This window comes from Ensifer sp. ENS06 (genome assembly GCF_014852205.1).
GTDB lineage: Bacteria > Pseudomonadota > Alphaproteobacteria > Rhizobiales > Rhizobiaceae > Ensifer > Ensifer adhaerens.
The window spans coordinates 103,594-127,697 of record NZ_JACVBC010000017.1; the positions used below are offsets into that span (position 1 = coordinate 103,594).

Sequence of the window (24,104 nt, forward strand, 5' to 3'; positions counted from 1 at the left end):
GGGAACGGTTTAGGCTGCACGCCTCTGGGTCTTGATCGCCTTGGAACTTGGCTTGTCGCCCTTAGCCCTGACGCCATAATTTCGTATGTCCTCAACTGCCCGCCGTCGACCTCCCTGCAGAATCCCCTTCATCACGTGCCCGAATAGCCCGAAATGGGTATTTCCCCGGTGGAACCAGGCAAGCCCTGCCGACGTTTTGTGGACGCGAATACCACGAACGCTTTGCCGCCCTTCATGGGAGGTCCCAAATGTACTTTCATTCGGATGATCTCAACTGCGCTCTCGGCCCTAAAGACGTAGAAATGCTGCATCGAGTATTTGAGAGGACCTGCTTCTTAGCGGGATTTCCCAAACTTTCCAAGCGAGGCAATCAACTGGCAAGATTCCTGATTGACGAGTTCCGTGTCGGCCATACCGACGAGGCTTGCCTCCTGGAGTGCGCTCTCTGGTTCACAAAGCGGGATACGCGACAATCGGAGTTTTCGTCTCGTCGTGGGCTGGGTGAAATATCCCGTGTTCGTGGCCCGGCACATGAGTAATCTGGAGGCTACATGGGTTTAGTTCACCTCGGACGGGCGCGCTTGGCAATGGCTCTGCCCCCTCATCGCGAACGATTGCGTTCAGTCAAAGATCATGGTTTGTACGACCTCTTCGAAAAATATGCGTTGGCGGCAAATACACTCGATGCTCTTCAGCGAGAGACGCCCCGACGGGAGGAGCGAATCCATGATTTTCAGCAGCTTTGCCTGGATTTACAGGCTGAGGTCGTCGTCGTGCTTGACCGGCTGCACGAGGAGAGCTGGTAGTCAGACGCAAATTGCATTCACAAACGTGATACGTCTGATCGCCTCAGCGAAGCTCACACCGAATGCCATCACCGCTTGAGGGATGAGGTTACGGTCGGAATCAATTCCTCCCGCGCCACCTGAAAGGCGATAGCCCAACACGAAGCAGTCAGGCGGAGAACGCGGAAGTCTCGAGCCACGGGGATCCTCTGTTTCACTGACCGATCAGCTCGCCAGCTCTCAGTTCCGATTGGCGTCCTTCAGAACTGGCAAAGTGCATTTCTATCGACCGCCGTTCTCGTTACTCTCTCGATCTTCCCTAGGGTCCGTGGTTCCTCTTTCTGCCCCCCCGCAATGAGGCATAAGGACACCTTGGAGATGGCTACCAGGGCGTATTCGACAGCGGCAAGCCCGCGCACCTCAACTGGCCCGCGACCGGAGGGCAGGCCCCTATAGCGTGGCCGGAGAGGACATCGACGCTGCTCGCTGAGAGGCGCGGGAGCGGGTTCTGATTTCCCAACTCAACCAACGCGTTAGGAACATTCTCGTGGTTGTTGCGGCAGTTGACGCATGTTCTTGAGCTTCGTTGATTGAGCGCCGGGGATATTCGCTTGGAAAATCTCGCGGGTGCGACGGTCGTTCCCACGACCGCTCCAACCGCGCCCACTCGCCGAGCGAACTATTCTTTCGACCGGTCCGGTGCGGCCTGATCGAAACCCACGTCCCAGTCTTTCGGAGGTTCCCTATCTCCTGGCGGACTGCGGTGACCCGACGTATCCTCAGACCCGGTCATCACGGTCGGCTTGGCACTCGACACTCCCGTGCTCTTGCGGTTGCCTTGGGGCTCCGCAAACTGGCCCTTCGCGTCGGCCCTGGTCTTGGTCGCGTCAGAAGGGCGATTTCTCGCGGGTTCCCGATTGTTTTCGCCGGCCGCATCCCGATCCTTTTCGGGATCATTCGGCCTCGTTTTCTCCGGCCCTTCCCATCGCGGTGACTGGTCAGCGCTGCCCGGCGCGCCATCGTTCGGTTTGTTAATCGACATGTCTGCCTCCTTTTCGAAAGGCCGAACCGGCGATGCGCGTTGAAGTTCCCATCGGGATGCATCCGCACAGGCAACGGCGCGCTGCACGTATGCGGGTTCGACACCCAAGGTCGCGGGGCGATTTTTTGCTCGGCGGGGAACCATATCGATCCCCCACGCTTCTGTTGGTCCCCGCCGACTCTACGGCGGGGACCAACCGAGGAGAACGACAATGCCAAATCAACGCAGCCAGGGCGGCAGCAGCGAACAGCATCGCAAGGCTGGCGAACAAAGCCATAAGAACGACGACAAGCAGCGACAATCCGGCGGTCGCGAAACCGGGGCTGGCAAGAGTGCCGGTTCGGGCGGGGCTAAGAGTGGCGCTGGCACCACGGGCGGCGGTCGCGGCACTGACCGCAAGAGCTGAGGTTCCATGGAAAGGCGGCCAAGGACGTGCACGACTCGATGACGTCGACCGAACCCAGAGGTTTCGGGAAGTCGGCAGGTCACAGTGCCTCGAGCCCTTCCCGGGATCAGATGACGCGGAAGTCCGTCTGGAGACTGAGGACGAAATGCGGACTGTCTGCCCGGTTCCAGGCGAGGTCGCGAGTGCCGATTTGTCCACTCGCTAACCGGACGGGCTGGCTCATCCTGGTTTAGCATACCGGACGGGCTGGCTCATCCTAGTTTAGCATGATGACCGTCCGCCATCCCGGCGGGCGGTCCTTTTTGCATGAAAGCGTTGACAATCTTCGGAACCACCGGTCGCCGAACCGTGTTTTGCGTTGGCGTGTACCAACGAGACAGGAGACAGGAACCATGAACATCATCGCACAACAGGTGCTCACAGATCCCGGAGGCGTGATGACCGTCGAATGGGTTGCAGAAGGCGGAGATGTGATTTCCGTTCGCCTACAAAGCACTGGCGGAGACCTTGGCGTCGATGCGGCCGTGACCAAGGCCAAAGCTATGATGGTGCAAGTAGCCGCGTTCGAAGAGGGGGATGACCGCGAAATCGTCGGTGGCGATGAAACGGGATCGCCGGCGGTGGAGTCTTTGAGAAGCGCGCGCAGCGCAAAGGATACCGGCACTCTGGAAGAACAGCTCGACGAAGGTCTCGAGAGTTCGTTTCCCGCAAGCGACCCGGTTGCCGCGACCACCAGCTCTATTCCGACCGGACGCTCCGATCCCACGAAGAACGAAAGCTAGACACGCGGCCCGCGCGCACGTCTTCTTTGCTCGATCGCCAGCGCGTTGCCAGCGGGCGCTCGGCTGCACCCCGGATCCCGCATACGGCTTAACTCTTTCCACTTGGCAGTTGGACCTGCCGACAGGAGACCTATCATGGAAAAGTCCGGCATAAACTCGCTGATCGGCGCTGCACCTAAAACACAGGATTTCGTCTAGGAAGCGGCGACAAGCGATCTGTTCGAAGTTCAGTCCAGCAGGCTTGCTTTGGAAAAGGGCGATGCCGCAACGAAGGCCTTCGCTCAGAAAATGGTCCAAGACCACGAAAAGACGACTGCTGACCTCAGTGGCCTCGTCTCCAGTGGCAAGGTCAAGGCGACCCTGCCGAAGACCATGACGACCGCTCAAAAGGACATGCTCGCCAAGCTGAACGATCTCAAGGGCGAAGACTTTGGGAAACAGTACCGTTCCGATCAGCAGGAAGCGCATGAAGATGCGGTGGACCTGTTCAAGCGCTACAGCGAAGGCGGAGAAAACGCTGAGTTGAAGGCTTGGGCTGCAAAAACGCTTCCGGCCCTGGAGCACCATCTAGAAATGGCGAAGAACCTTATCAAATAGCGCAATGGCGGTTCGAGGGCACGGCCGCGACTATCCGAGATGAAGCTCGATGTGACGAGGATCGCGGTGCGAGCGTCCGGGTCTAACTGGCGGGGCGCAAAATTGCGCTTTGATCGATTGAGCCGCAGCATCATCCAGGTTTTAAACCCGGTACCGATGGGGCTTACTTTGGCGCTTGTTGGAGGGCCTTAGTTCTCGTCACCCGGATATGCAGAGTTCTTCAGCAGGGTGGCAACATGGGATGCATTGCGGGCAAGCATTGCAATCATCGTTTTTACCGGCTCAGGGGTCTTTCTCAGATCGACGAAGTTGGTAGAGCCCATCGCTTCGCCAACCCAGTAAGCGACCGCATTTGCCGGAATGGTGAAGCCGACGTCGTTGAGTGCCTGAAAAACTTCAGCGGAAACGTGATGGGCGCCGTCTTCGTTGCCGACGACAGCAACGACGGCAATCTTGCCGTAAGAAACAATGCGCCCTTTTTCGTCGGTTTCATCAAGGAATGCGTCCATCCTCTCCAGGGCACGCTTGCAGACACTCGATGGCTGCCCGAGCCAGATGGGCGTGCCGATGAGCAGGATGTTGGCATCGAGGATCTTCTTGCGTATATCGGGCCAATCATCCCCCTCACCTTCATCGGAAGTCACGCCTGGTTTTACGTTGTGATCGGCCAGGCGGACCGTCTCAGTGTCGACGCGATGCTTCTCGAATTCCGCCGCAATAAGACTTAGGATTTTATCGGTGGACGACGCCTCGGTGGCTGCGGAGGATTTTAAGGTGCAGTTTAAGGCAAGCGCTTTCAGGGGCATCGACGGATCCTTCTCACTCGGGACGGGTAACCGGGTTGTTCAAACGACCAGATGTCGTTGACGCTCCGGACTGCGTTACGCTTCACGGCGAGGCGTCGCCGCTAAGAATTCTTCGGTCTTCACGAGTTCGAGCTGGACTGAATACCGATCGCTGAGCAGATCCATGGCGGCATCGTGCGTTTCGTCGGCGCCGCTATAAACCGCATCGCAAAGCACGGTGACGCCAAACCCGAGATCGATCGCGCCGAGGATGGTCGCCAGGACGCAGATATCCGTCTCGCCGCCGGTAACGACGAGGGTTTCCACGCCTTCTTGTCGAAGGTGCGAAAACAACCGGCCATCAACCCAGGGCGAATAGGTCGTTTTGTCGAAGACGCGGGCTGGCGGCACAAGGTTTTGAAAGGAGGGCGGCAGCTCGAGCATTTCTTTAGGCAGGTGCTCGCCGGTCATCATCCACCATTTTTGATAGTAATCCCTCCAACTTCCCGCCGCGTCGCGTGGATTCTGGGGTGGCATAAATCGGGTGAAGATTGTGTTGCTCGCATGGCGTTCCGATATTTCGACAAGTTGCGGTAGTACGTTTTTCATCCACGGCACGTGCCAGGGCGTCTGCTCCAAAAACATCCGCTGGGCATCGACGCAGATATGCCGCCACTTGCCGACTGCTTTCATGCCCCAGTGCCTCCTTCAAGATCAACCGAACCCGCGAACGGCGTGACTGGTTCCCGGATGCCCGGAGTTTTCTGCCACAGGCCAATCACCACAGGCACACAGAACCTTCTTGCAGGCTCCGCGTTCTCTCCTGAGACAGGAGAGCATCAATAGCCTCACAAGCAGACACACCGATTTCGACCCGATTCTCGCCCCGCGAACGGGCATGACCAGTCCTGGGCTCAACAAGCGAGAATTCAGGCGACGATATCTCACACAATGAGAGGCCCCCAGCGTTTGAACACCTGAAGGCCCAGCTTAGTGACATCGCCAACGCCGCATGGGATGCCTATATGAGTCCAGAATGAGCCCCTACACCCGCAGGGCGGGACCCGGCTATAGAGATCCAGCCTACGAACTCTGTGTTGACTGGATTGCCGCGAAAAGCGATCGATGAGGCGAAAGTACGTCATGACGACAATACGTCGGCCATCTGGAATTCTGTTGGTCAACGCATCCGCGCGAAGCGAGCACACCTGTCCGGGGGAGAATCCAAGTTCTATCGCATGCTGGAGTTGGCTAAGGCGTCGATTGAAGAAAGAGGCGATGTTGACGTCGAATTCCTGTCGCTCGACCGGATAGCCTCTGAGTACGGTCGAAGCATTCACCCCCGCACGGCTTGCTTCTCCACCTCGCCAGCACTTTGTCATTGGCCCTGAGATGGACGGCTGGGCTTACCCGCGGCATCTCAAGGGCCGGATTTTCTCCGTCGTCGTGAGCGACACCGAAGGTGCGAAGAACACGCGGCGGGGCCGCGATCCACGTGGGCAGACAAGGGCGCGCCTTGAGATATGGACCGAGCCTCGTTGGTGAGCATGCAGAACCCGATGTTCTCGATGAGGTCGAGACCGTTTCGGTATCGCCTTGGTCGTGTATCAGTTTGCTTCACCTTTGATGATCGGATAAAACGGCGGCTGCCAGGCTGAAGTTCCACGAGCGCCCGATCACGCGGACGGCGCGCCGCCAAAACCGGCACTCCATCGGAGGCCAGACTACTTTGCTCTGCGTTGAGCCAGATGCATTCGAGCAGGTGCGCATCCACGGAACTTGTTTGGACCTGCTGGATTGACCAGGGTGGAGGCGCTGGTCTTGCCGAACACAATCGACGGGTAACGCACCACATACCATCGCTCTGCGCGAGGAATCTGCGATGTCTATGCTCGTCCTTGTTGCTGCTGCTTGTGGTTTCCTCGGAGTGCTGTCGCTCCTCTGGGAAGCACTGCGAACCCGGCCTCTCAGTGACTTTCACCGATCCGCCCGTTCAAGACCAACACTAGAGCCCAAAGGTCAGGCCTTCGCTTTGTCGGGCCGGTCAGAAACCGGATTGGCCTGAGCTTGATCGTGGCCGGCATCTTCATCTTTTTGACCGTCATGTAGATCGGCCGCTAGACCACGGAGCGGAACCTTGCCTGTTATCGAGAGTTTGAACGCGAGGTAGCGAGAAGGAGCGAAACCATGCCTCGAGGTGACAAGTCCGCATACACCGACAAGCAAAAGCGCAAGGCCGAGCATATTGAGGAGGGCTATGAAGACCGTGGCGTTCCGAAAAAGGAGGCCGAGCGTCGAGCCTGGGCCACGGTGAATAAGGAAAGCGGCGGCGGCAACAAGTCCGGTTCGGGCCGTGGGCACCCGGAGAGCAACGCCTCGTCTGAAAAGGGTGGAAGAAAAGGCGGACAAGCCGCTGCTTCGAGACCTAAAGCAGAGCGATCGGCCTCCGCAAAAAAGGCGGCTGCAACCCGTAAGCGCAACGCGGAAAGCGTCCATCATTGATCCACGACACAGGCGGCGGGTGCCGGTGTGGGACGTAACGTTCAAGGAGAAAACATGATGGACTGGGATCGCGTAAAGCGATCGGTCCGATCTTTACGCTCCTGGACCTCACGCCACTTGGCCGACAGGAAACCTGGCAGGACGTGCCGTCCGGCCGTACGCAGGGAGATCCATACAAGTGGTGGGGGCTTCACGACCACTACGGAACTGCGAACAAGCCTGACATCGTTAGCCCGTAGCCCCTGCTGAAGGAGGATGTCTAGCGGCTTGACGAAGTGTTCAGGATCATCGGCAAAAAGCCTGAAAAAAGATGTGGCGCAATCATGGGAAGGCGGCTCGATCATGGAAGTGTATCAAGGCTCGCCCGCGCTCGACGCCGGACTGCTTGCAGCCGCACAGGCTGTCGAACACTACGAACGGCTCGCTGAGGACCTGGGCGCTGCAGCTGGGCATGAAAGACGCCAAGCTGCTTATGACGACGCTTGACGAAGAGCAGGCGACGGAGATCGCCCTGACCGCGACCGCCACCAAGGTCGTCAATCAGACCGCCGAAAGCGGCCTGACGCAAACACCAGCCCGGCTTGATCCTTTTATCGAGCCGGGCAAAGGCTCCGGGCTCAAGCTTGGCGTCGGGACCGGGACTCTGGCAAAGCTTCCCGGCTAAAGCCGGGGGTCCAGTCTGTCGTCTCCAACTCATGATATCAGACTGCGATCACGAAAGTGCTTCCCATATCTTTGCAGCGGGATCACAGTGATGGCAGGCAAACTCTTAAGCAGCCCTCAAGTTCGGTCTGCGGATATGCCTCCAACCAAAGGAGGACAAGATGTCTTCCAACGTAGCCTCCCATGTCCCCGTTCCCCTCGATATGCTCAAACGGGTGCTCGACACCGTCGGGATATTCGATGTCGGGAGTGCGTGGCACCGCGCGAAAAGACGAGCCGCAGCTCGATTGCTGATCTCGGCTTTTCAACGCGGCACTTGCTCCGAAGCAGCGCTCGTCACCATTCTGATGAGCCAGATCGAAATGCTCTCGCCACCTTTCCCGTGTGAAGATGTCGACCGCTGGGAAAACGAAGGTGGCGGCGTACAGCCTGATCTCGCTGCAGCGCCGGAGACAGTCCATTGATCGGATGGGGCACCAATTGCCGTTTTCTTCTGCATTGCTCACTTTGGTGCCGGTAGCCGCTATCTCCTCGACAGGCAAAGCATGAGGTCACTGCCAGGCCATTGCTATCGCCGGGCCGCCGGTGAGAAGCGCCCAGCCAGACAGGAACTTCAGCAAGGCCAGATTTACAACGTTGCTCAGTTCTTCGAGTTGGTTTCCAAATCCACGGGCAAGCCGGAGGCTGCTTGGACCCGTCCCTCGATCTCGGCTGCCACCCACTCGAGAAACAGATTGTACGCGACCGCCAACAATGTGGGTCCAAGAAAGAGCCCAATCAACCCGAAGGCGAGCACCCCGCCAACCAGTCCAAACAAACTGAGCAACACCGGCAGATTGGTGTTTTGGTTGAGCAGGTACGGCCGCAGGAAATTGTCGATGCTGCTGACAAGAAGAAAACCCCACAAGCCGACGAAAATCGCCCAGCCCATGGAACCTTGGAGCAGAAGCCAAAGCCCCACCGGCACCCAAAGAAACGGTGGACCACCCGGCACGAATGACAGCGCAAAAGTTAGGCAACCCAACAATACGGGCTGGGGCACACCGGCGATCCAGAAGCCGGTACCGGCAAGCAAGCCCTGCGCAAGCGCGGTTCCGATCATCCCGTAGACGACCCCCTTTACGGTCGCACCGATGACCGTCAGCAGCCTCTTGGACCGCGGGCCAGCAACGCGCTCGCTGATCTGGCGCATGAAGCCGATCATGCGACGACCATGCAGAAACAGAAAGAAGGTGATGAATATGCTGAGGGCAAGTTCAATCAGGACGCCGCCGAGGGCCGCTCCGCCTGAAAGCGCGATATCCGTGATTGGGCCTGTTAATTTCTTGAGCTCAGCTATGAACGCTGGAGCATCGTGAGCGAGGTTCTCCCAGTAGGCCGCGACGCCTTCGCCGATGATGGGTAGACCGTTGACCCATTTGGGTGGCGCCGAAGGCCCTTCCTCCAGGACCTGCGTAATCGCTTCTGCCAGGTTCTCTATGTCGTCCACGAGCGCGGTCACAAGGAATGCAAGCGGTGCTGCCAAAGCAAAGACCACCACCATCGTCATTATCGCCGCGGCAGCGGCACGGTATCCTCCGACGGCACGTTCGCATTGGCGGTAGAGAGGCCACGTCGAAAAACAGATAACCGCAGCCCATAGCAAGGCCGACAGGAAGGGCCAAAGGACCAGCGCGCAGCCGACAAATAGAAGTGTAAGCGCACCGAGAGCGAGTAAAGAGCCTATCCAGCTGCGAAGATCTAACATTACCGATCCGCCTCCTCTGGACCGATCGCGTTTTGCCAGAAAGCGGGGCGACGCCTCGCATGGCAAGTCGCATTGGACGGACACTGCGGAAACGCTGAAACCTGGCAGCGGTCAGAGGTTCAGAACGAGTAGCTGCGACGAGCGTTGCTGAAACACTCTCGGAGCTAGGGATGCGCGTGACCGCAATAGGAGGAACTCACTGACCCATAAGGCTGCGATCCGGTCACGATGGGCCTCAAAGGGATCGCTTCGAGAAATTCGATCAGTCCAGGATAGGGGAGTGCCCGCCCGTGACGAACGGCTCAATACCAGCGACCGCGACCGTACCAGCCGCCCCCCAGCAAGAGAACAACGAGAACGATGATGAGTAGTGTGGTGATATCCATCGGGGCCTCTTGGGAGTACCTGGTTATCGTCGATCAGGATGATTGACGATGCTATTTCCTGCCGTACTCCAACGTAGGATGTAACGCGCCAAATGCGCGTTCGTTCCGGCCCCAGCGGTGGGCGACGGTAAACCCGCTCGCCATTGTTCAGAGCTGTTATTTGGCGCGACGCCAGACGCCGTTGACCATCGCCCATGACGTCTCCCGTCTTCTCTTAGCGGCTTGCCGCCATAGGCCCTCTGTGGAGCCGCACAATCATCTTCGATGACCTTTCGCGTCTCTAAAGGACCAGCAATCTCCAATTGCCGGACTACGCCTCCATAAATGAGAGCGTGATCGCCCTTGGCGCGGGGAATATAAGTTTCGCCAGCCGGCTATCTCAGGGATCTGATCGGCAAGGCGCGGCGGGAGAATTCTCCCTCGGCCCGATGCTGATGGCGTTGATGCGGGTGAAAAAGAGTGCTGGCTGGAAAGCCGGATAGTGCGATAGCGAAGCGGCTGCTAAGCTTTGATGATTGGACAAGAGGAGCAAAGCATGCCGTCTGAGCCTCGATCACCACGCCTGGCAGTCCTTATCGACGCGGACAATACCTCGGCAAAGATCGCCGACGGGTTGTTCGAAGAGGTGGCAAAGATCGGGGAGGCGAGTGTCCGCCGCATTTACGGCGATTTCTCGGGCACGCGTTCCAGGGCCTGGGCGGATGTGCTCGCGAAACACGCGATCATTCCTCAGCAGCAGTTCGCCTACACGACCGGCAAGAACGCATCAGATATCACGCTTGTGATCGACGCCATGGACCTGCTGCATAGTGGTCGTTTTGATGGTTTCTGCCTCGTTTCGTCCGATAGCGATTTCACGCGTTTGGCCGCCCGTATTCGCGAGCAGGGCATCGACGTTTTTGGCTTTGGCGAACAAAAGACTCCGGAGAGCTTCCGGCAGGCCTGCCGCCGATTCATTTACACTGAGAACCTGCTCGCAGACGCAGGGAAAGACGAACAGGATACCGCATCAGCGGCAAAGTCCTTGCAACCGGCGAGCGCCGCCGTGCCATTGATAAAAAAAGTACTTTCCCAAGAAGAAACCGAGGAAGGGTGGGTAAACCTCGGTACTGTTGGCAAACAACTGCTCAACTTGGCACCAGACTTTGATCCGCGTACCTTCGGGTTTCGAAAGCTTAGCGACCTCATCCGAAAGACCAACAAGTTCGAGGTTCAGCATGCGGAGGGCCGGCCCGTCAGCATTCGCCTGAAGCAAGGCACCAAGGCATAGTAACGATTGCAGGCATAAGCCCCTCCAACCTAAGACTCGCAACAGACAGTCAGCCGGTGACGTCGCCGTGTTCAGAGCTCCGGCAACGCCTGGGAGTGCAACCGGCGGCAGCGGTCCGCAGCGGGCTCTGAGCATGGAGTAGCGATCTCCGAACGTAGTAGGGCTTCGGCCGATGGAAGGCTGGGCAGGCGCCGGGCCGCAGCGCGTTCTATCAACGCACGCTGCGAATGTTTCTTCAGGGGCGGAGGCGACTGCCGGCCAGCTTGGGGGTATTGAGAATACGCAGCGCTCGCGCTGCATTTTTAGGGCTGAGCCCTTCCATCTTCCAGGTGCCTATTTCTGCGGTCTTTCCCGCGAAGAGGTGATAGATCGAATAGGTTCCGTCTCCGTCGAAACGGCGACCATACTGACCGAGCTGTTCAGACCTGTTCGGCGCCCCCCCTTCGGATTCCCATTCGCTGATGACGAACGCGTGTTCTTCGTGTTTGCTTTTCATCTGCAGCCATCCTTGCGGCAGCCGATGTACGGCGACACTGCTCTGCTATCGGGCGTCATGCCCCGTTCATCGGCTGCGGATTGTCTTTCGTTGCTCTCTTGCTCGTGGCCGAGTTCATCATTGCGGATGCGATACCGAGGCGAGATGTACCTGAAGCGGATTTAGCGATGTGATCGTTTCCGCCGCACGGGGTGAAATATTTGCGCGATCTCCATGGCGCACTGACAGACCGGTCGGGATCGATGGTGACACTTTAACGTTGCCAATGCGGTTAGGGTGACGGGAAGATTGCGGCTATTCGCCAGGTGCCACTATCTCGCCGAGGTCTAGCATCCAAAATGGTGGGTCGAAATGGACTGTTCGTTGTTTCGTCCGGGCAACACGCTGCCCTCCTTTTCTGCGGCATACGTGAGCGAGATTCAGCCGGGATCGGCCGTTTGGCGCCAATCACTGCGCAAACAGCTCCCATCGCTTCAGCGTACTCGCACGAAGCTCATAACGACGGGGCCGCAGGTGAATATGCGAAATCGAGATCGATAAGTTTGGTAAAGCAAAAAGCCAATCTATCGCCAAAAACAATCAAAAGTCTGTATGCCTTGAATACGGCTTTACTTTGTCTATTAATTGCGAATCTGTTTTATCGAAAAATACGTTCAGACTCTATAAATATACGAGCACTGATAAATCGAGATACGGTGGTTTTAGGCTCAAAATTTTGCACGATAATTATTTGAAACGTACTTTTGAATGAACATTTCAATTGGTTGTTTACATTAAATATTTTAAAGCGCACTGTAGTAAATCTGGATTGCCATTGGCTCCTGGTCGGAGCGCGGGCCCGCAACGATCCCGATAATCACCTGATTAAAGGGAATTAATCCATGACCTTCGGACAAATCCTTGAACATGCAAAACCCTACGCCATTGGTTTGGTGGTCGGGCTTTTCTTCAGCCCAATCATCGGCTTCAATGCGGGATGGCTCACCACTACGACTGCCAGCAATCTGGCGGCAGAAACGGCCAGAGTGGACGCCTTTGCCGGCATCTGTTCAGACACCGCTGGACGAATGGCTACTGCCACCAGCACGGATCTCGCAACGCTTCAGGGCTACGCCAATCGTGCGAAGCGTGACGAACTCGTAGCGAGCATTATGGCCAACATCCAAGTTCCAGCTGACGTCGTCAGCAAGGTCAGCACGAGTTGCAGTCGCGCACTATCGTGAAGCGCGGTACGCGGCTCGTTGGGCATCTCGACGAAACATAGGAGATCGTTATGAAAAACCTCATCCCCGCCCGCTTCTCTACGTACGACTTCACGCGCTTGTTGGTATCGCTTGCGTTTACGCTGGCGATTGCAGTGATTGTGTATTCGGTCCTCTTCGGAAGCATCCTGTAGTCGCCTGATCATGCGTGCATCCGGGCTACGAGGCGGGAAAACGTCCTGGATGGACGTTCGGGGTGCCGCGCCTTTGAAAAAAGCTGGTAAGCAATCCAGACATTAGATCTTTCAGGCGAGTAAAATGGAACCGGCGTTGGGAAGAGTTGGTCGGGACTTTATCCATGACACAGGCTCAGGCTTTCGCCTTCGCCATTCTGATCGGCCTGATGGCCGCATTCATTTGGGGACGGCTCCGCTATGACCTCATTGCGGTTCTCGCGTTGCTTGCCGCAGTTTTCACCGGGATAGTGCCCCACAAGGCAGCGTTTTCCGGCTTCGGCGACGACATTGTCATCATTGTAGCCAGCGCGCTGGTCGTCAGCGCCGCGATTGAGCGAAGTGGCGTCATAGAGGCACTCCTCCATCGGGCGGCGCCAAGCGTGACCTCTGTCCAGGGTCAGGTTGTCATTCTCGTGACGACTGTCTCGGTTCTCTCCATCTTCATCAAGAACATCGGCGCTTTGGCGATGATGATCCCAGTCGCATTCCAGATGGCGCGCCGCTCGAAAGCCTCCCCGTCGTCTTTTCTGATGCCTATGGCGTTCGGTTCCTTGCTTGGCGGTCTCACGACTCTCGTCGGAACATCGCCAAATATCGTCGTCTCCCGGATGCGCGAGGAACTGACGGGCCGCCCTTTCAACATGTTCGATTTCACCCCCGTCGGCGTAGGGCTTGCCGCAGCGGGCGTGATCTTTCTGGCGTTTGGTTACCGGCTGCTTCCAAAGGAGCGCAAGGCGGCCGCGACAATGGAGAAGGCGCTGAACATTAACGACTACATGACAGAGGCCCGCATCACTGCGACTTCGTCCGTCATCGGCAAGTCGATCCGTCACCTGTCGATCTTGTTGGACGAGGAGGTTCTGGTCACTGGCCTCATTCGCAATCGGGTCGAACCGCTGATGCCCCTGCCGGAGGTCATTCTCCATCAAGGCGATATCGTTTTGTTGGAAGGAGACCCTCAGGCGCTCGAACGGGGCATCAGTCGTGCGCGTTTGGAACTTGAGGGGCACGACCGCCCGACGGAAGCGAAGGGAGCCGATGAGGAGATTGCCGGAATTGAAGCAGTGATCGGCCCGAAATCAGTCTTGATCGGGCAAACCGCCAAGCGTTTGGCACTGCATGATCGCTTCAATATCAATCTACTCGCGGTAAGCCGAAGCAGCGAACGATTCACTGATCGATTGCGCGACATCGCTTTAAGACCAGGCGACGTTCTCGTTTTGAAGGGCGATCTCGTGCTTCTCCCGACCAGGTTGATGGAACTCGGTCTTCTTCCGTTGGTCGGGCGCGAAATCCGCTTGGGGAACCCCCGAAAAGGCCTGATGCCGGTGGTGGTCCTGGCTGGCGCCATGGTGCTAACGGCATTCGGCCTGCTGCCCGTCGCCACGGCCTTCTTTACGGCTGCTGTGCTGACGGTAATGCTCGGTTCACTTTCGCTTCGGGAAGCTTACGAGGCTGTCGATTGGCCCATACTGATAATGCTGGGCGCTCTCATTCCGGTCAGCGAGTCGATCCGTGCGACCGGTGGTGCCGACCTAATCGCCGGCGGCCTCGCTCAACTTGCTACCACGTTGCCTCCCTATGGGGCCCTTGCAATGATCATGGTGGTCGCAATGGCCGCAACACCGTTCCTGAACAATGCAGCCACCGTTCTCGTCGTCGCGCCGATCGCTGTTACGCTTGCTCAGCGCCTTGGCTACAATCCGGACGCCTTTTTGATGGCAGTCGCAGTGGGGGCGGCTTGTGATTTTCTTACGCCTGTTGGACACCAGTGCAACACCTTGGTGTTGGGACCCGGCGGTTATCGTTTCAGCGATTATTGGAAGTTGGGGCTGCCGCTCTCGTTCATTGTGGTCGTGCTGGGCGTGCCTCTGATCCTATGGTTTTGGCCACCGCTTTAGCGCAAGCGTCGTTTCAATTCCACTTTCAGGTTCACCGTGGTGGCACCCAAGGTCTGCCGGTGGCACGGGAGGCCAGCACGTCAGACGCGGAATTCTAGTCCGCTTTTCAATGAGGTTCTTTGAGGTTTAGCCGAATGAACCGCGCTCATACTCCCGCGCTCGAGGGGCGGTGGCTGTTCGAAAATCGCGTAGACGGGCTGCTACTATGCCCGGCCGCGTCTATCGCGAGTTGAGAGCCAGCAATCGCCGATCCAGACAGGAAAACGCCGAGCGGCGCCGACGGAGCGAGCTACTACCATCTGCCAGGAGACGTCAGCCAGATCAGCGCCAGGAGACCCAGGGCTGCGGAGATGACGGAAGCGCCGAGGATGCCGAGCTTGACGGAGTCAGAAGCTCGGCGATGAACAGAGCAGCGATGATGGACATGCCCAGGTTCCCCTCGAAGGAACCGCCTTCCGGCAGAGAAGGCGTAAATATGGCGTTCTATAAAGGGAAGAACGGCGTGGACGCGACAAGCTCGCCGGCCCACCTTCAGGACATCGCACAATTGGCCGGCGGCCACCTCTTGGCGAGGCTGTAGATCTTAACGAAAGCGGCGAGGTCGCGACGCTTGTGGTAGCGTGGCGGCGCAACTGATCGTTTCAGAGACTACCTTCGGAGGCGTTGGAAGCAGCCGCGGCGCACTTCGCAGAGCCCTTCTCTCGGCATCAGGCAATCCCTGTTTGTGCCGCGATTCCAGAGAGATCGCACAATGTATCGACTGGAATCCCGCCTTGCGACGAAACGAACGGCCGCGCCTCGCCAAGGCCATGGGGCGATCGGTTCTTCGTGGGGACCCGCAGGCCCCAGACCTGGCGATGATCATTGATATGGCATCCCGAGAGTGCGACTCGACGCTCTCGCCTCCGCATCTCAGTTGCGGTTACGAGCTTGATCACATCAGAACAGACTGTTCTTCACGGATGATCACAGTTTGCTACCATCCCAACGTGCGTTGAAAGCACATGTGCTGGTGCGGACGCGTCAGTGGCTCCCGACCCCTTGGTCACGCGATCGCCGACCCAACCCTCTCGAAGTTCAAGCCGCGATCCCACCGCCTGCGGTTGCTTTGCCGGAAGTTTTCAATAACTTGCGATTTCATTAGAAACGGAGCGTGCAGAATCCTTGCACGCAAGCCCGCGCCGCAATGAATGAAGTCTATGAACCCGTCATTTGAAACGACTGCAAGCTCTGAGGTCGCCCATACCGAGCACTTGGGATTGCCACGGTCTCGATTCGACACCACCACCATGCGGCAGAAAGACGCCCATCTGATGTGGCGTGAGTCGATCGGCGTACTGTTCGATACGCGGCTTCGGGCGCCGACCGAAGACCCATTTTTTGCCAGTGTCGATGCGGCCCTGATCGGAGGCGTCGGCGTTGCACGCACCCGATCAACAAGCCAGGATTTCGATCGATCCCGTTACAAAATCGCTCGGGACGGCATGGATGGGTATCTCGTACAGTTCTATCTCAGCGGTGAGAGTGGAAGCCGTCGAACCTCCGGCAGTGTCGCCCGCCCTGGCGACCTCTATATGATCGATATGGCTCAGCCCCTCGCCACATCCACGATCGATCACGAGCATCTCAGCCTCGTCATTCCTCGCCAGATGCTAGCTCCCCGTCTGAAGCGCCCGGACGACAGTCATGAATTGGTCCTGCCGGCGAGAATGCCGCTGGTTTCGCTCCTGAGGGACACGCTCGGCAGCCTTCACAAGCAGCTGGATCGTATCTCCGTCGGCGACGCGGAAGCGGTCCTGTCTCCGCTGCTTGATCTTGCCGGCGCTGCGATAAACAGCCAGACGAGCGAGGGCAATGCAGCAAGCGTCGGCCATGCGCTGTCGATCGCGGTCAGGCGCTACATAACTGACCAGTTGCTCGAACCGGATCTGACCGTAGAGCGTGTCATGGCCGCATTCGGGCTGTCGCGCCGAACGGTCTACCGCCTTCTGGAACAGGTTGGGGGATTTTCCGTTTTCCTGGCGCAGCAGCGCCTGCGGCGCGCCTTCGTAAACCTTCGATCGCCGGATTATAGACATGTCGCGATTGCGGACCTCGCCTTAGCCCATGGTTTTACCAACGCGGCAAATTTCAGCCGCGCATTTCGCCGCGAATTCGGCCTGTCGCCGCGGGAGCTACGCCATCTTTCGGCGCACCATCCGGCCCTGCTGAAATCCGCGCCTGGGCTGTCGGCGACCGACTGGTCGCAATGGATCAGCCTGATCGGGCGATAAGGAGGACCTGAACGGCAAACGGTCAGGGTGGCGGCGAGACCGTCGATTTGGCAGCAAATGCAGGGTCATTGGCACGGGGTGCGCATTTCCGCGCCTGACCGTCTGCGCCAATTGAAGACGGCACTTTCTCCAAGCTAACAGGAAGCGCGCCTGTCATGGCGCGCTTTTTGTTGAGAGAAATCCATCATGACTAGCTATCGATCGGCCACGGCCGCACGCTCCAGCAACCGGATCGTTCGTGCGACGACCGTCGAACGAGAGCGTTGCGCTGCGTCGATTAAGGCCAGCCCGAATGGCGGAACGATGCTCCGACCGTGGCGTATTCGGAACCGGTTGCTCATAGCGTTCGCCTTTCTTTTTTGCGGCCTCATGGCGATGGCCGGTGAAGCGTTTGCTGCATCGGAAGGCTGCAAGAGGATCGTTGCCGATTTGAACGGGAAGGACATCGGATACGCCACGAATACCTATCCAAAAACAGACTTTGCAGCCACGGACCAGCTTCATATCGAGCTGATCCGCAATCCGGCCTACGTGTACTACGGATCTTTTTACGCGATCTCCCAAACAGGAAACGAATACCTATCGGTTGAAAATCGTGCAGGCGCTGTCACCGGCAACGAATCCGCATCGATATCCGGGAGAGAGCTCGTCGAGGGTGGCCTTTACGTCGAAACCGTAAATCATAGCACGACAATGTCACCCTGGCAGGTGGAGGTGGTCTGCGTCACCAGGAGCAATCCGTCGGACGTCTTCCTTTCGGATCTCGCCCTGTCGAGCGGCACGCTCGAGCCGGCCTTCGACACCGGCAATCCCAGTTATACAGCCACCGTGGCCCACGGTATTTCCAGCCTCACGGTGACAGCGTCGGCCGGTGGGACTGCAACGATAAAGATCAACGGCGCAACCGTAGCGCCCGGCGCACCGACCGCTGTCCCGCTGGAAATTGGCAGCAATACGGTCAACATCACCGTCACCACCGAAGACCGCACCACCAGGCGGAACTATCGAGTCGTCGTCACGCGCGCTCCACCGCCCACGATCATGAGCGTTGCGCCGTACATCGGAAGCACCGCCGGTGGACAATCCGTGACCATCACCGGCACCAACTTCATCGGTGTGAGTGCCGTTGCATTCGGCGGCGTTCCCGCCACCACGTTCACCGTCGACAGCGCCACCCGGATTACGGCCATTGTGCCGGCACGAACGGCCGGACCGGCCGAAGTGACGGTGACGACCGTTGGCAACAGTTCCGTAACGCGCGCGAACGGCTTTACCTATGTCGCCGCGCCGGTCGTCACCGCAGTCAAGCCGCTCAACACGCCCGCACGAACCTACGCGATCGGCGCCACGCTGCTGTTCGACGTGGAGTTCGATCAGCACATCGCTAGCAACGGGGGGCCGTACCTGAAGGCTGTCTTTGGGGCTGTCGAGCGGCGGATCAACCTGATCGGCGCCGTCTTTAACACCATGACGTTTTCCTACACGGTTGCCGAAAACGACCTCGACGAAGACGGAATCGCAATCTCGTCAATGGCGCGCGGGGGGGCAACGATCACGGACTACAACCGCCTAGTGGATGCAGATATCACACTTCGCAATATTGCCGACACATCAGGCATCAGGATCGATGGCGTCCGGCCCACGGTCGCGTCAATCAATCCCGCTGCAACGGGCACGGTATTCGACGTGGTATTCTCCGAACCGGTCACGGCCGTAGACATTGGCAAGTTCAACCTGGTGAAAACAGGAACGGCGCAAGGCACGATTGACAGTGTGTCGGGATCGGGATCGACCTATCAAGTGCGTGTGGCGGATGTTTCGGGAGACGGCACCTTGGCTCTCAGCCTGTCCGCCAGCACGGGCATAAAGGATAGCGCCGGCAACGAGATGACCAGTGCGTTTACCGGCGGCACGCCGATGATCGTCGCGCCACCCTCCAGCGACGCCAACCTCTCGGGCATCAGCGTTTCGAGCGGCACGCTCACGCCGGTCTTCGACGCCGCTACCACCAGCTACACGGTCGCGGTGGGCAATAGCGTTTCCACCATCACCGTCACGCCGGCCAACGCACATCCCAGCGCCGTCGTCTCGGTCAACGGGACCGTCATCACGGCGCCGGGCAGCCTTCCCGTCAACCTACAAGTCGGCGACAACGCCATAAGCATCTTGGTTACGGCACAGGACGCCGTCACCAAGAAGACATACGACATCGTCGTCAATCGCGCGGGCGCAGTTCCGGATGCTCCTACCGCCGTCAGCGCTGCGTCGGGTGACGGCGAGGCGACGGTCAGCTTCACCGCCCCTGTGAATACCGGAACCACACCGATTAGCAGCTATACAGTGACGGCTGATCCGGGTGGTGCCGCAACAACCGGCGGATCAAGTCCCATCACCGTGAAGGGCCTTACCAACGGCACGGCCTACACATTCAAAGTCACGGCCACGAACAGCATCGGCCCCGGTCCGACCTCCAATGCGTCCAATTCGGTCACACCGAAGCCTGCGCCGATCGCCGACGCTGTGACTGCGACGGTTGCAGCAAACTCCTCGGCGAACCCGATTGCGCTCAGCCTCAGTGGCGGTGCGGCGGACGCAGTGGCCATCGGCACGCAGCCGACGCACGGCACGGTTTCGGTATCGGGACTCGCGATCACCTACACTCCGACACCTGGGTACTCCGGTTCCGACAGCTTCACCTATACCGCCACCAACACCACCGGCACGTCCGCCGCCGCGCTCGTGACGATAACCGTTTCTGCGCCGACCCTCACCTTCTCGCCGCCGGCTGGCACCCTACCGGGCGGAACGGCCGCGACCGCTTATGGTGGCGCCACCGTCACGGCCGCAGCCGGCACCGCGCCCTACACCTACGCCGTCAACGGCACGCTGCCCGATGGGCTGACACTCGACCAAGCGTCCGGTCTTATCTCGGGAACGCCGACGGCCGCTGGAGACTACACCTTTACGGTCACGGCCACCGACGCCAACAACGCCACGGGGACAGCGGCCTACTCGATCGCGATCGCGGTCCAGGCGCCGACCGTCGGCGATGTGAGCGCGACGGTCGCGGCAAACTCCACGGCGAACGCGGTAGCGCTCGATCTCGGCGGCGGGGTTGCCGATACGCTGGCCATCGGGACGTCGCCATCCCACGGCACAGCTTCAGTTTCGGGACTTGCGATCAGCTATACACCGACACCAGGCTATTCCGGCTCCGACAGCTTCACCTACACCGCCACCAACACCACCGGTACGTCGAATGCGGCGACTGTGACCATCACCGTTTCTGCGCCGACCCTCAGCTTCTCGCCCGTGGCCGGCGCCTTGCCCGGCGGTACCGCCAAAACCGCCTACAGCGGCGTCACGGTCGCGGCATCAGCCGGCACCGCCCCCTACATCTACGCCGTCAACGGCACGCTGCCGGACGGGTTGACGCTCGATCCAGCGTCCGGCCTCATATCGGGAACGCCGATGACCGCCGGGGACTACCCGTTCACGATCACGGCCACCGACGCCAACAACGCCACGGGGACGGCAGCCTACTCGATCGCCATTGCGGTCGAGGCGCCGACCACCGGCAATGTGAGCGCAACGGTCGCAGCGAACTCCACGGCCAACCCCGTCACACCAGATCTCGGCGGCGGGATCGCCGATACTCTGACCATCGGCACGCAGGCGACGCACGGCACGGCTTCGGTGTCGGGACTGGCCATCACCTACACCCCGACACCGGGCTATTCCGGCTCCGACAGGTTCACCTACACCGCCACCAATGCCACCGGCACGTCCACGGCGGCGACGGTGACGATCACCGTCACCGCCCCCACCCTCAGCTTCTCGCCCTCAGCGGGCACGTTGACCGAGGGTATCGTCGGGACAGCCTATGACGTCACCCTCGTCGCGTCGGCCGGCACCGCGCCCTATCGCTCTGCCGTGACTTCAGGCGCACTGCCTGCAGGCCTTGCGCTCGATGGCATCACCGGTCGCATTTCGGGGATGCCGACGACGGCCGGAAGCTACAATTTCACCGTGACGGCGACCGACGCCAACAACGCAACGGGAACCGCAAGCTACTCGATCGCCATCGTCCTCCAGGCTCCGACAGCCAACGATGTGCGGGCGACTGTCGCAGCAAACTCCGCAGCCAACCCGATCAGGCTCGATCTCACCGGCGGCCCAGCGAATTCCGTGGCCGTCGGCGCCCAGCCGGCGCACGGCACGGCCGCCGTGTCGGAACTGGCGATCACCTACACCCCGACACCGGGCTATTCCGGTTCCGACAGCTTCACCTATGTGGCCACCAACGCCACCGGCACCTCCCCTGCCGCAACGGTGGCGATCACAGTGACAGCACCGACGCTCACCTTCTCGCCGCCGGCTGGTGCACTGGCGAGTGGAACCGCCGGAAGCGCCTATAGCGGCATCACCGTCACCGCCTCGGCCGGAGGCGCGCCCTATCGATATGCGATCACATCGGGCCAGCTTCCTGCGGGCCTCGAGCTCGACGGCGCGACCGGCGCGATCGGCGGCACTCCAACCCGGGCCGGAAACCACGATTTCACCGTGACGGCGACAGATGCCAACAACGCTGCGGGAACCGCGCGCTATTCGATCGTGGTTGCAGCGGCTCCAGTCGATTTCACCTTCGAGCCACCCGCTGGAGCGCTCGCGGAAGCCATGGCCGGCGAGGACTACAGCCAGCCGATCGCCGCCAAAGGCGGAACCGGCCCAATGCTCTATCGCCTTGCATCCGGCGCTTTGCCTAACGGCATGGTCCTCAACGTTTCAACCGGTCAGCTGACCGGCCCGTTGGCCGCCGACGCCGGAGGCAGTTACTCGTTCACGATCGAGGTTTGTGACACCAACGGCGCAACGGGAACGGCCAGCTATACCGTGAAAGTCCAAGCTCGCACCATCACGGTCGCCGACAAAGTGGTCGATGTCCCGGCCGGATCGGCACCGCCTGATGTCTATCTCAATCGCGGCGCCACCGGCGGCCCGTTCACAGCGGCCGAGACGATCTTTGTCGAGCCGGCCCAAGCCGGAACGGCATCCATCATCCAGGGCGAATTGGCACAGGTCGGTCCGGTCGCCGCCCCGGTTGGCTGGTATCTGAAATTCACGCCCAACAGGGCCTACTCCGGTCAGGTGCGCGTCGGCTTCCGCATGGTCAGTGCGCTCGGTACTTCCAACACCGGGACCGTGACCTACAATCTCGCCTTCGATGCGTCCGGGCATGCCGCGGAGATCGATGCGCTCGTGCGTGACTTCGTGCGGACGCGGCAGAACCTGATCGCCTCGACCATCAAGGTGCCGGGTCTGCTCGACCGGCGGCGGATGGCCGTAGGAACGGACACGGTCACCACGCGCATGACACCTTCCACCGATGGCGTCACACTCGGCTTTTCCACCAGCCTTGCCCAAATGGAGGCCGCGCGCGACAGGGCCGATGGGGTTGACCAGGCTGAAGCCTCGCCCTTCAACATCTGGCTCGACAGCACGTTCCTGATGCACCGCCGCAAGGACGACGACGACAGGTGGGGCAACTTCGGCATGGTCTCGCTTGGCGCAGACTATCTGCTGTCGGAGAAAGCACTGCTCGGCGTGTCCTTCCATTACGACCGGATGACCGACCCGACCGACGAGGACGCGGAGCTGTTCGGCGATGGCTGGCTGGCCGGTCCCTATGCCTCCTTCGAACTCGGCAAGGGCATCTTCTGGGATTCGAGCCTGCTCTATGGCGGCTCGTCCAACACCATCGACACGACTGCCCTTGACGGCACGTTCGACACGCGCCGGTTTCTGCTGGACACAGCGGTCAAGGGGCAATGGCAGCTTGATGATGCAACGGTGTTTACGCCGGCGCTGCGGGCCGTCTATTTCTCTGAAACGGTTGATGACTACGGGGTGAGGAATGGCACCGGCGACGAGATCGACCTCAAGGGCTTTACCGAAGAGCAGCTGAGGGTGAGCCTGGGGGCGGAGATCGCCCGGCCGTTCACCCTCGATAACGACAGGATCCTGACACCCAAACTCGGCGGCACGCTCGGATACTCCGGCCTTGATGGGGCGGGCCTCTTCGGTTCGTTCTCGGCCGCCCTGTCGCTGCAAACTGGGGAGAGCTGGTCGATTGACACCGGTCTGCTATTCAACATCGAAGGCGACGGCGAGACATCTGCGGGCGCAAAGGTTGGCGTCAGGGGACGCTTCTGAATAAGCTATCAGGCATCGCTACTGCATCCAATCTCTTGAAGCGATCGGCGACCATTAGTCCACGTGCTTGGATTGACGTTGCTATCGGCAATTTTGTGGAGGACAATGACGGATCCTGGATCTGAGAGGCGACAGCCATTGGACTTCGAGAAAATCGGCCGAGCACGCCTCATGATACGGCTGCCACGACACCGCAAACAGCTCTCAGAATTGCGATTTCTGGCATTGAGCACTCTGATCGAAGCCTACGGCCTAGCTGTAGTCACTCGCAATGAGTTGAGCGAGCATGCCATGTCTGATGAACCGCTGAAGGCTGAATACACCGACAAATGCCAGGCCATCGAAGACGAGGTGGTGACGTTGCTCACTAATATAAGCCCTCGTTTCGTCAATTGACTCCAGCTGCGGCATTGGCTGCGTTGGGCAAGACCCCGACCGCCACCTACAGCGCTTACTGCAATCACGCGTTAACCGTCACGCGAGGCGATCAGGGCGAACGACAAAACAGCCATCGATGTCATCTATCGCCACGACTCCGAGGAGCGCCATGTCCTGATGGATTTCCGATTTTAGGATGTCGATAGCTTTACGGATAGCTGGACTGCCGGCGACAACCGCTGCGTAGAGGAAGGGCCGCCCGACAAAAGGATCGTCACGAATGTCATTGCCGAGATCGACACGATCACAGCGGTCGTCGCCTGCGTGGTCGATGGACTCGGAGTTTTCAATCGCGCCCTGGAGCGCCTTAAAAGAAGCCGGCGGCGAGGTGGTCGCGGTGCCCTTTGGCGAGCCGCCAATCTACCGCCAGATCTGCCTTA

19 protein-coding genes and 3 pseudogenes are annotated in these 24,104 nt (G+C 59.4%); 16 read left to right on the forward strand and 6 right to left on the reverse strand.

Annotated elements, in window-relative coordinates; genetic code table 11:
* The first annotated feature begins 551 nt into the window (after nt 1-551).
* Both IB279_RS33065 and IB279_RS38245 read left to right on the forward strand, forming a co-directional pair.
* Entirely contained in the window at nt 552-806 is a 255-nt protein-coding gene (locus IB279_RS33065) for a hypothetical protein (protein WP_060606996.1), read from the forward strand.
* A gap of 228 nt (nt 807-1,034) precedes the next feature.
* On the forward strand, nt 1,035-1,241 hold the full coding sequence (locus tag IB279_RS38245; protein ID WP_375292970.1) for a DUF6766 family protein: 207 nt from the start codon (nt 1,035-1,037) through the stop codon (nt 1,239-1,241).
* A gap of 223 nt (nt 1,242-1,464) precedes the next feature.
* Here the strand turns inward: IB279_RS38245 and IB279_RS37495 are convergent.
* Nucleotides 1,465-1,653: pseudogene (locus tag IB279_RS37495) on the reverse strand (hypothetical protein); the annotation flags it as partial.
* A 385-nt stretch (nt 1,654-2,038) separates the two neighbouring features.
* Here IB279_RS37495 and IB279_RS33075 point away from each other — a divergent pair.
* The 3 genes and pseudogenes from IB279_RS33075 (at nt 2,039) to IB279_RS33085 (ending at nt 3,612) form a co-directional block, all read left to right on the forward strand.
* The gene (locus tag IB279_RS33075; protein WP_060607002.1) at nt 2,039-2,233 is read left to right on the forward strand and encodes a hypothetical protein; all 195 of its coding nucleotides are present in this window, start codon (nt 2,039-2,041) and stop codon (nt 2,231-2,233) included.
* A 392-nt stretch (nt 2,234-2,625) separates the two neighbouring features.
* Nucleotides 2,626-3,015: a hypothetical protein gene (locus IB279_RS33080; RefSeq protein WP_029742772.1), complete on the forward strand. Its 390-nt coding sequence runs from the start codon at nt 2,626-2,628 to the stop codon at nt 3,013-3,015.
* Nucleotides 3,016-3,096: 81 nt separating this feature from the next.
* Nucleotides 3,097-3,612: pseudogene (locus tag IB279_RS33085) on the forward strand (DUF4142 domain-containing protein).
* Between the two features lie 188 nt (nt 3,613-3,800).
* On the opposite strand, the gene IB279_RS33090 reads toward IB279_RS33085, so the two are convergent.
* Together IB279_RS33090 and IB279_RS33095 are read right to left on the reverse strand one after the other, a co-directional pair.
* Nucleotides 3,801-4,418 carry a flavodoxin family protein gene (locus IB279_RS33090; protein ID WP_112975839.1) on the reverse strand — a complete coding sequence of 206 codons (618 nt, stop codon included), beginning with the start codon at nt 4,416-4,418 and terminating at the stop codon, nt 3,801-3,803.
* 75 nt (nt 4,419-4,493) lie between these two features.
* Nucleotides 4,494-5,090 carry a cysteine hydrolase family protein gene (locus IB279_RS33095; protein WP_192340597.1) on the reverse strand — a complete coding sequence of 199 codons (597 nt, stop codon included), beginning with the start codon at nt 5,088-5,090 and terminating at the stop codon, nt 4,494-4,496.
* Nucleotides 5,091-5,494: 404 nt separating this feature from the next.
* Here IB279_RS33095 and IB279_RS33100 point away from each other — a divergent pair, with 404 nt between their 5' ends.
* The 4 genes and pseudogenes from IB279_RS33100 to IB279_RS33120 all read left to right on the forward strand — a co-directional run bounded on the left by IB279_RS33100 (nt 5,495) and on the right by IB279_RS33120 (nt 8,026).
* On the forward strand, nt 5,495-5,788 hold the full coding sequence (locus tag IB279_RS33100) for a hypothetical protein (RefSeq protein ID WP_162728758.1): 294 nt from the start codon (nt 5,495-5,497) through the stop codon (nt 5,786-5,788).
* A 796-nt stretch (nt 5,789-6,584) separates the two neighbouring features.
* Nucleotides 6,585-6,899: a hypothetical protein gene (locus IB279_RS33105; protein WP_029742638.1), complete on the forward strand. Its 315-nt coding sequence runs from the start codon at nt 6,585-6,587 to the stop codon at nt 6,897-6,899.
* A 263-nt stretch (nt 6,900-7,162) separates the two neighbouring features.
* Nucleotides 7,163-7,455 (forward strand): annotated as a pseudogene (locus IB279_RS33115) (DUF892 family protein); the annotation flags it as partial.
* A gap of 268 nt (nt 7,456-7,723) precedes the next feature.
* Nucleotides 7,724-8,026, forward strand: a complete 303-nt coding sequence (locus IB279_RS33120) for a hypothetical protein (protein ID WP_029742639.1) — start codon at nt 7,724-7,726, stop codon at nt 8,024-8,026.
* A gap of 176 nt (nt 8,027-8,202) precedes the next feature.
* On the opposite strand, the gene IB279_RS33125 is transcribed toward IB279_RS33120, so the two are convergent.
* Nucleotides 8,203-9,309, reverse strand: a complete 1,107-nt coding sequence (locus tag IB279_RS33125) for an AI-2E family transporter (protein WP_113189012.1) — start codon at nt 9,307-9,309, stop codon at nt 8,203-8,205.
* A gap of 921 nt (nt 9,310-10,230) precedes the next feature.
* On the opposite strand from IB279_RS33125, the gene IB279_RS33130 reads away from it, so the two are divergent.
* Nucleotides 10,231-10,965 (forward strand): NYN domain-containing protein, encoded by a 735-nt coding sequence (locus tag IB279_RS33130; RefSeq protein ID WP_192340599.1) that lies wholly within the window; start codon nt 10,231-10,233, stop codon nt 10,963-10,965.
* 235 nt (nt 10,966-11,200) lie between these two features.
* On the opposite strand, the gene IB279_RS33135 is transcribed toward IB279_RS33130, so the two are convergent.
* Nucleotides 11,201-11,461 carry a hypothetical protein gene (locus IB279_RS33135; RefSeq protein WP_192340601.1) on the reverse strand — a complete coding sequence of 87 codons (261 nt, stop codon included), beginning with the start codon at nt 11,459-11,461 and terminating at the stop codon, nt 11,201-11,203.
* A gap of 881 nt (nt 11,462-12,342) precedes the next feature.
* On the opposite strand from IB279_RS33135, the gene IB279_RS33140 reads away from it, so the two are divergent.
* The 6 genes from IB279_RS33140 (at nt 12,343) to IB279_RS33160 (ending at nt 23,682) form a co-directional block, all read left to right on the forward strand.
* Nucleotides 12,343-12,684 (forward strand): hypothetical protein, encoded by a 342-nt coding sequence (locus IB279_RS33140; protein ID WP_029742644.1) that lies wholly within the window; start codon nt 12,343-12,345, stop codon nt 12,682-12,684.
* 50 nt (nt 12,685-12,734) lie between these two features.
* Nucleotides 12,735-12,857, forward strand: a complete 123-nt coding sequence (locus IB279_RS37765; protein WP_029742645.1) for a hypothetical protein — start codon at nt 12,735-12,737, stop codon at nt 12,855-12,857.
* Between the two features lie 164 nt (nt 12,858-13,021).
* Nucleotides 13,022-14,800, forward strand: coding sequence for an SLC13 family permease (locus IB279_RS33145; RefSeq protein WP_113189009.1), 1,779 nt, complete (start codon nt 13,022-13,024; stop codon nt 14,798-14,800).
* A 1,289-nt stretch (nt 14,801-16,089) separates the two neighbouring features.
* Complete coding sequence (locus IB279_RS33150; RefSeq protein ID WP_192340603.1) at nt 16,090-17,073, forward strand: helix-turn-helix domain-containing protein; 984 nt, start codon at nt 16,090-16,092, stop codon at nt 17,071-17,073.
* 429 nt (nt 17,074-17,502) lie between these two features.
* Nucleotides 17,503-23,286 (forward strand): putative Ig domain-containing protein, encoded by a 5,784-nt coding sequence (locus IB279_RS33155; RefSeq protein ID WP_192340605.1) that lies wholly within the window; start codon nt 17,503-17,505, stop codon nt 23,284-23,286.
* Between the two features lie 138 nt (nt 23,287-23,424).
* Nucleotides 23,425-23,682 carry a hypothetical protein gene (locus IB279_RS33160; RefSeq protein ID WP_127890887.1) on the forward strand — a complete coding sequence of 86 codons (258 nt, stop codon included), beginning with the start codon at nt 23,425-23,427 and terminating at the stop codon, nt 23,680-23,682.
* 78 nt (nt 23,683-23,760) lie between these two features.
* On the opposite strand, the gene IB279_RS38250 is transcribed toward IB279_RS33160, so the two are convergent.
* A complete protein-coding gene (locus IB279_RS38250; RefSeq protein WP_083523802.1) occupies nt 23,761-24,084 on the reverse strand; it encodes an alpha-hydroxy-acid oxidizing protein in 324 nt (107 codons plus the stop codon).
* Between the last annotated feature and the right edge of the window lie 20 nt (nt 24,085-24,104).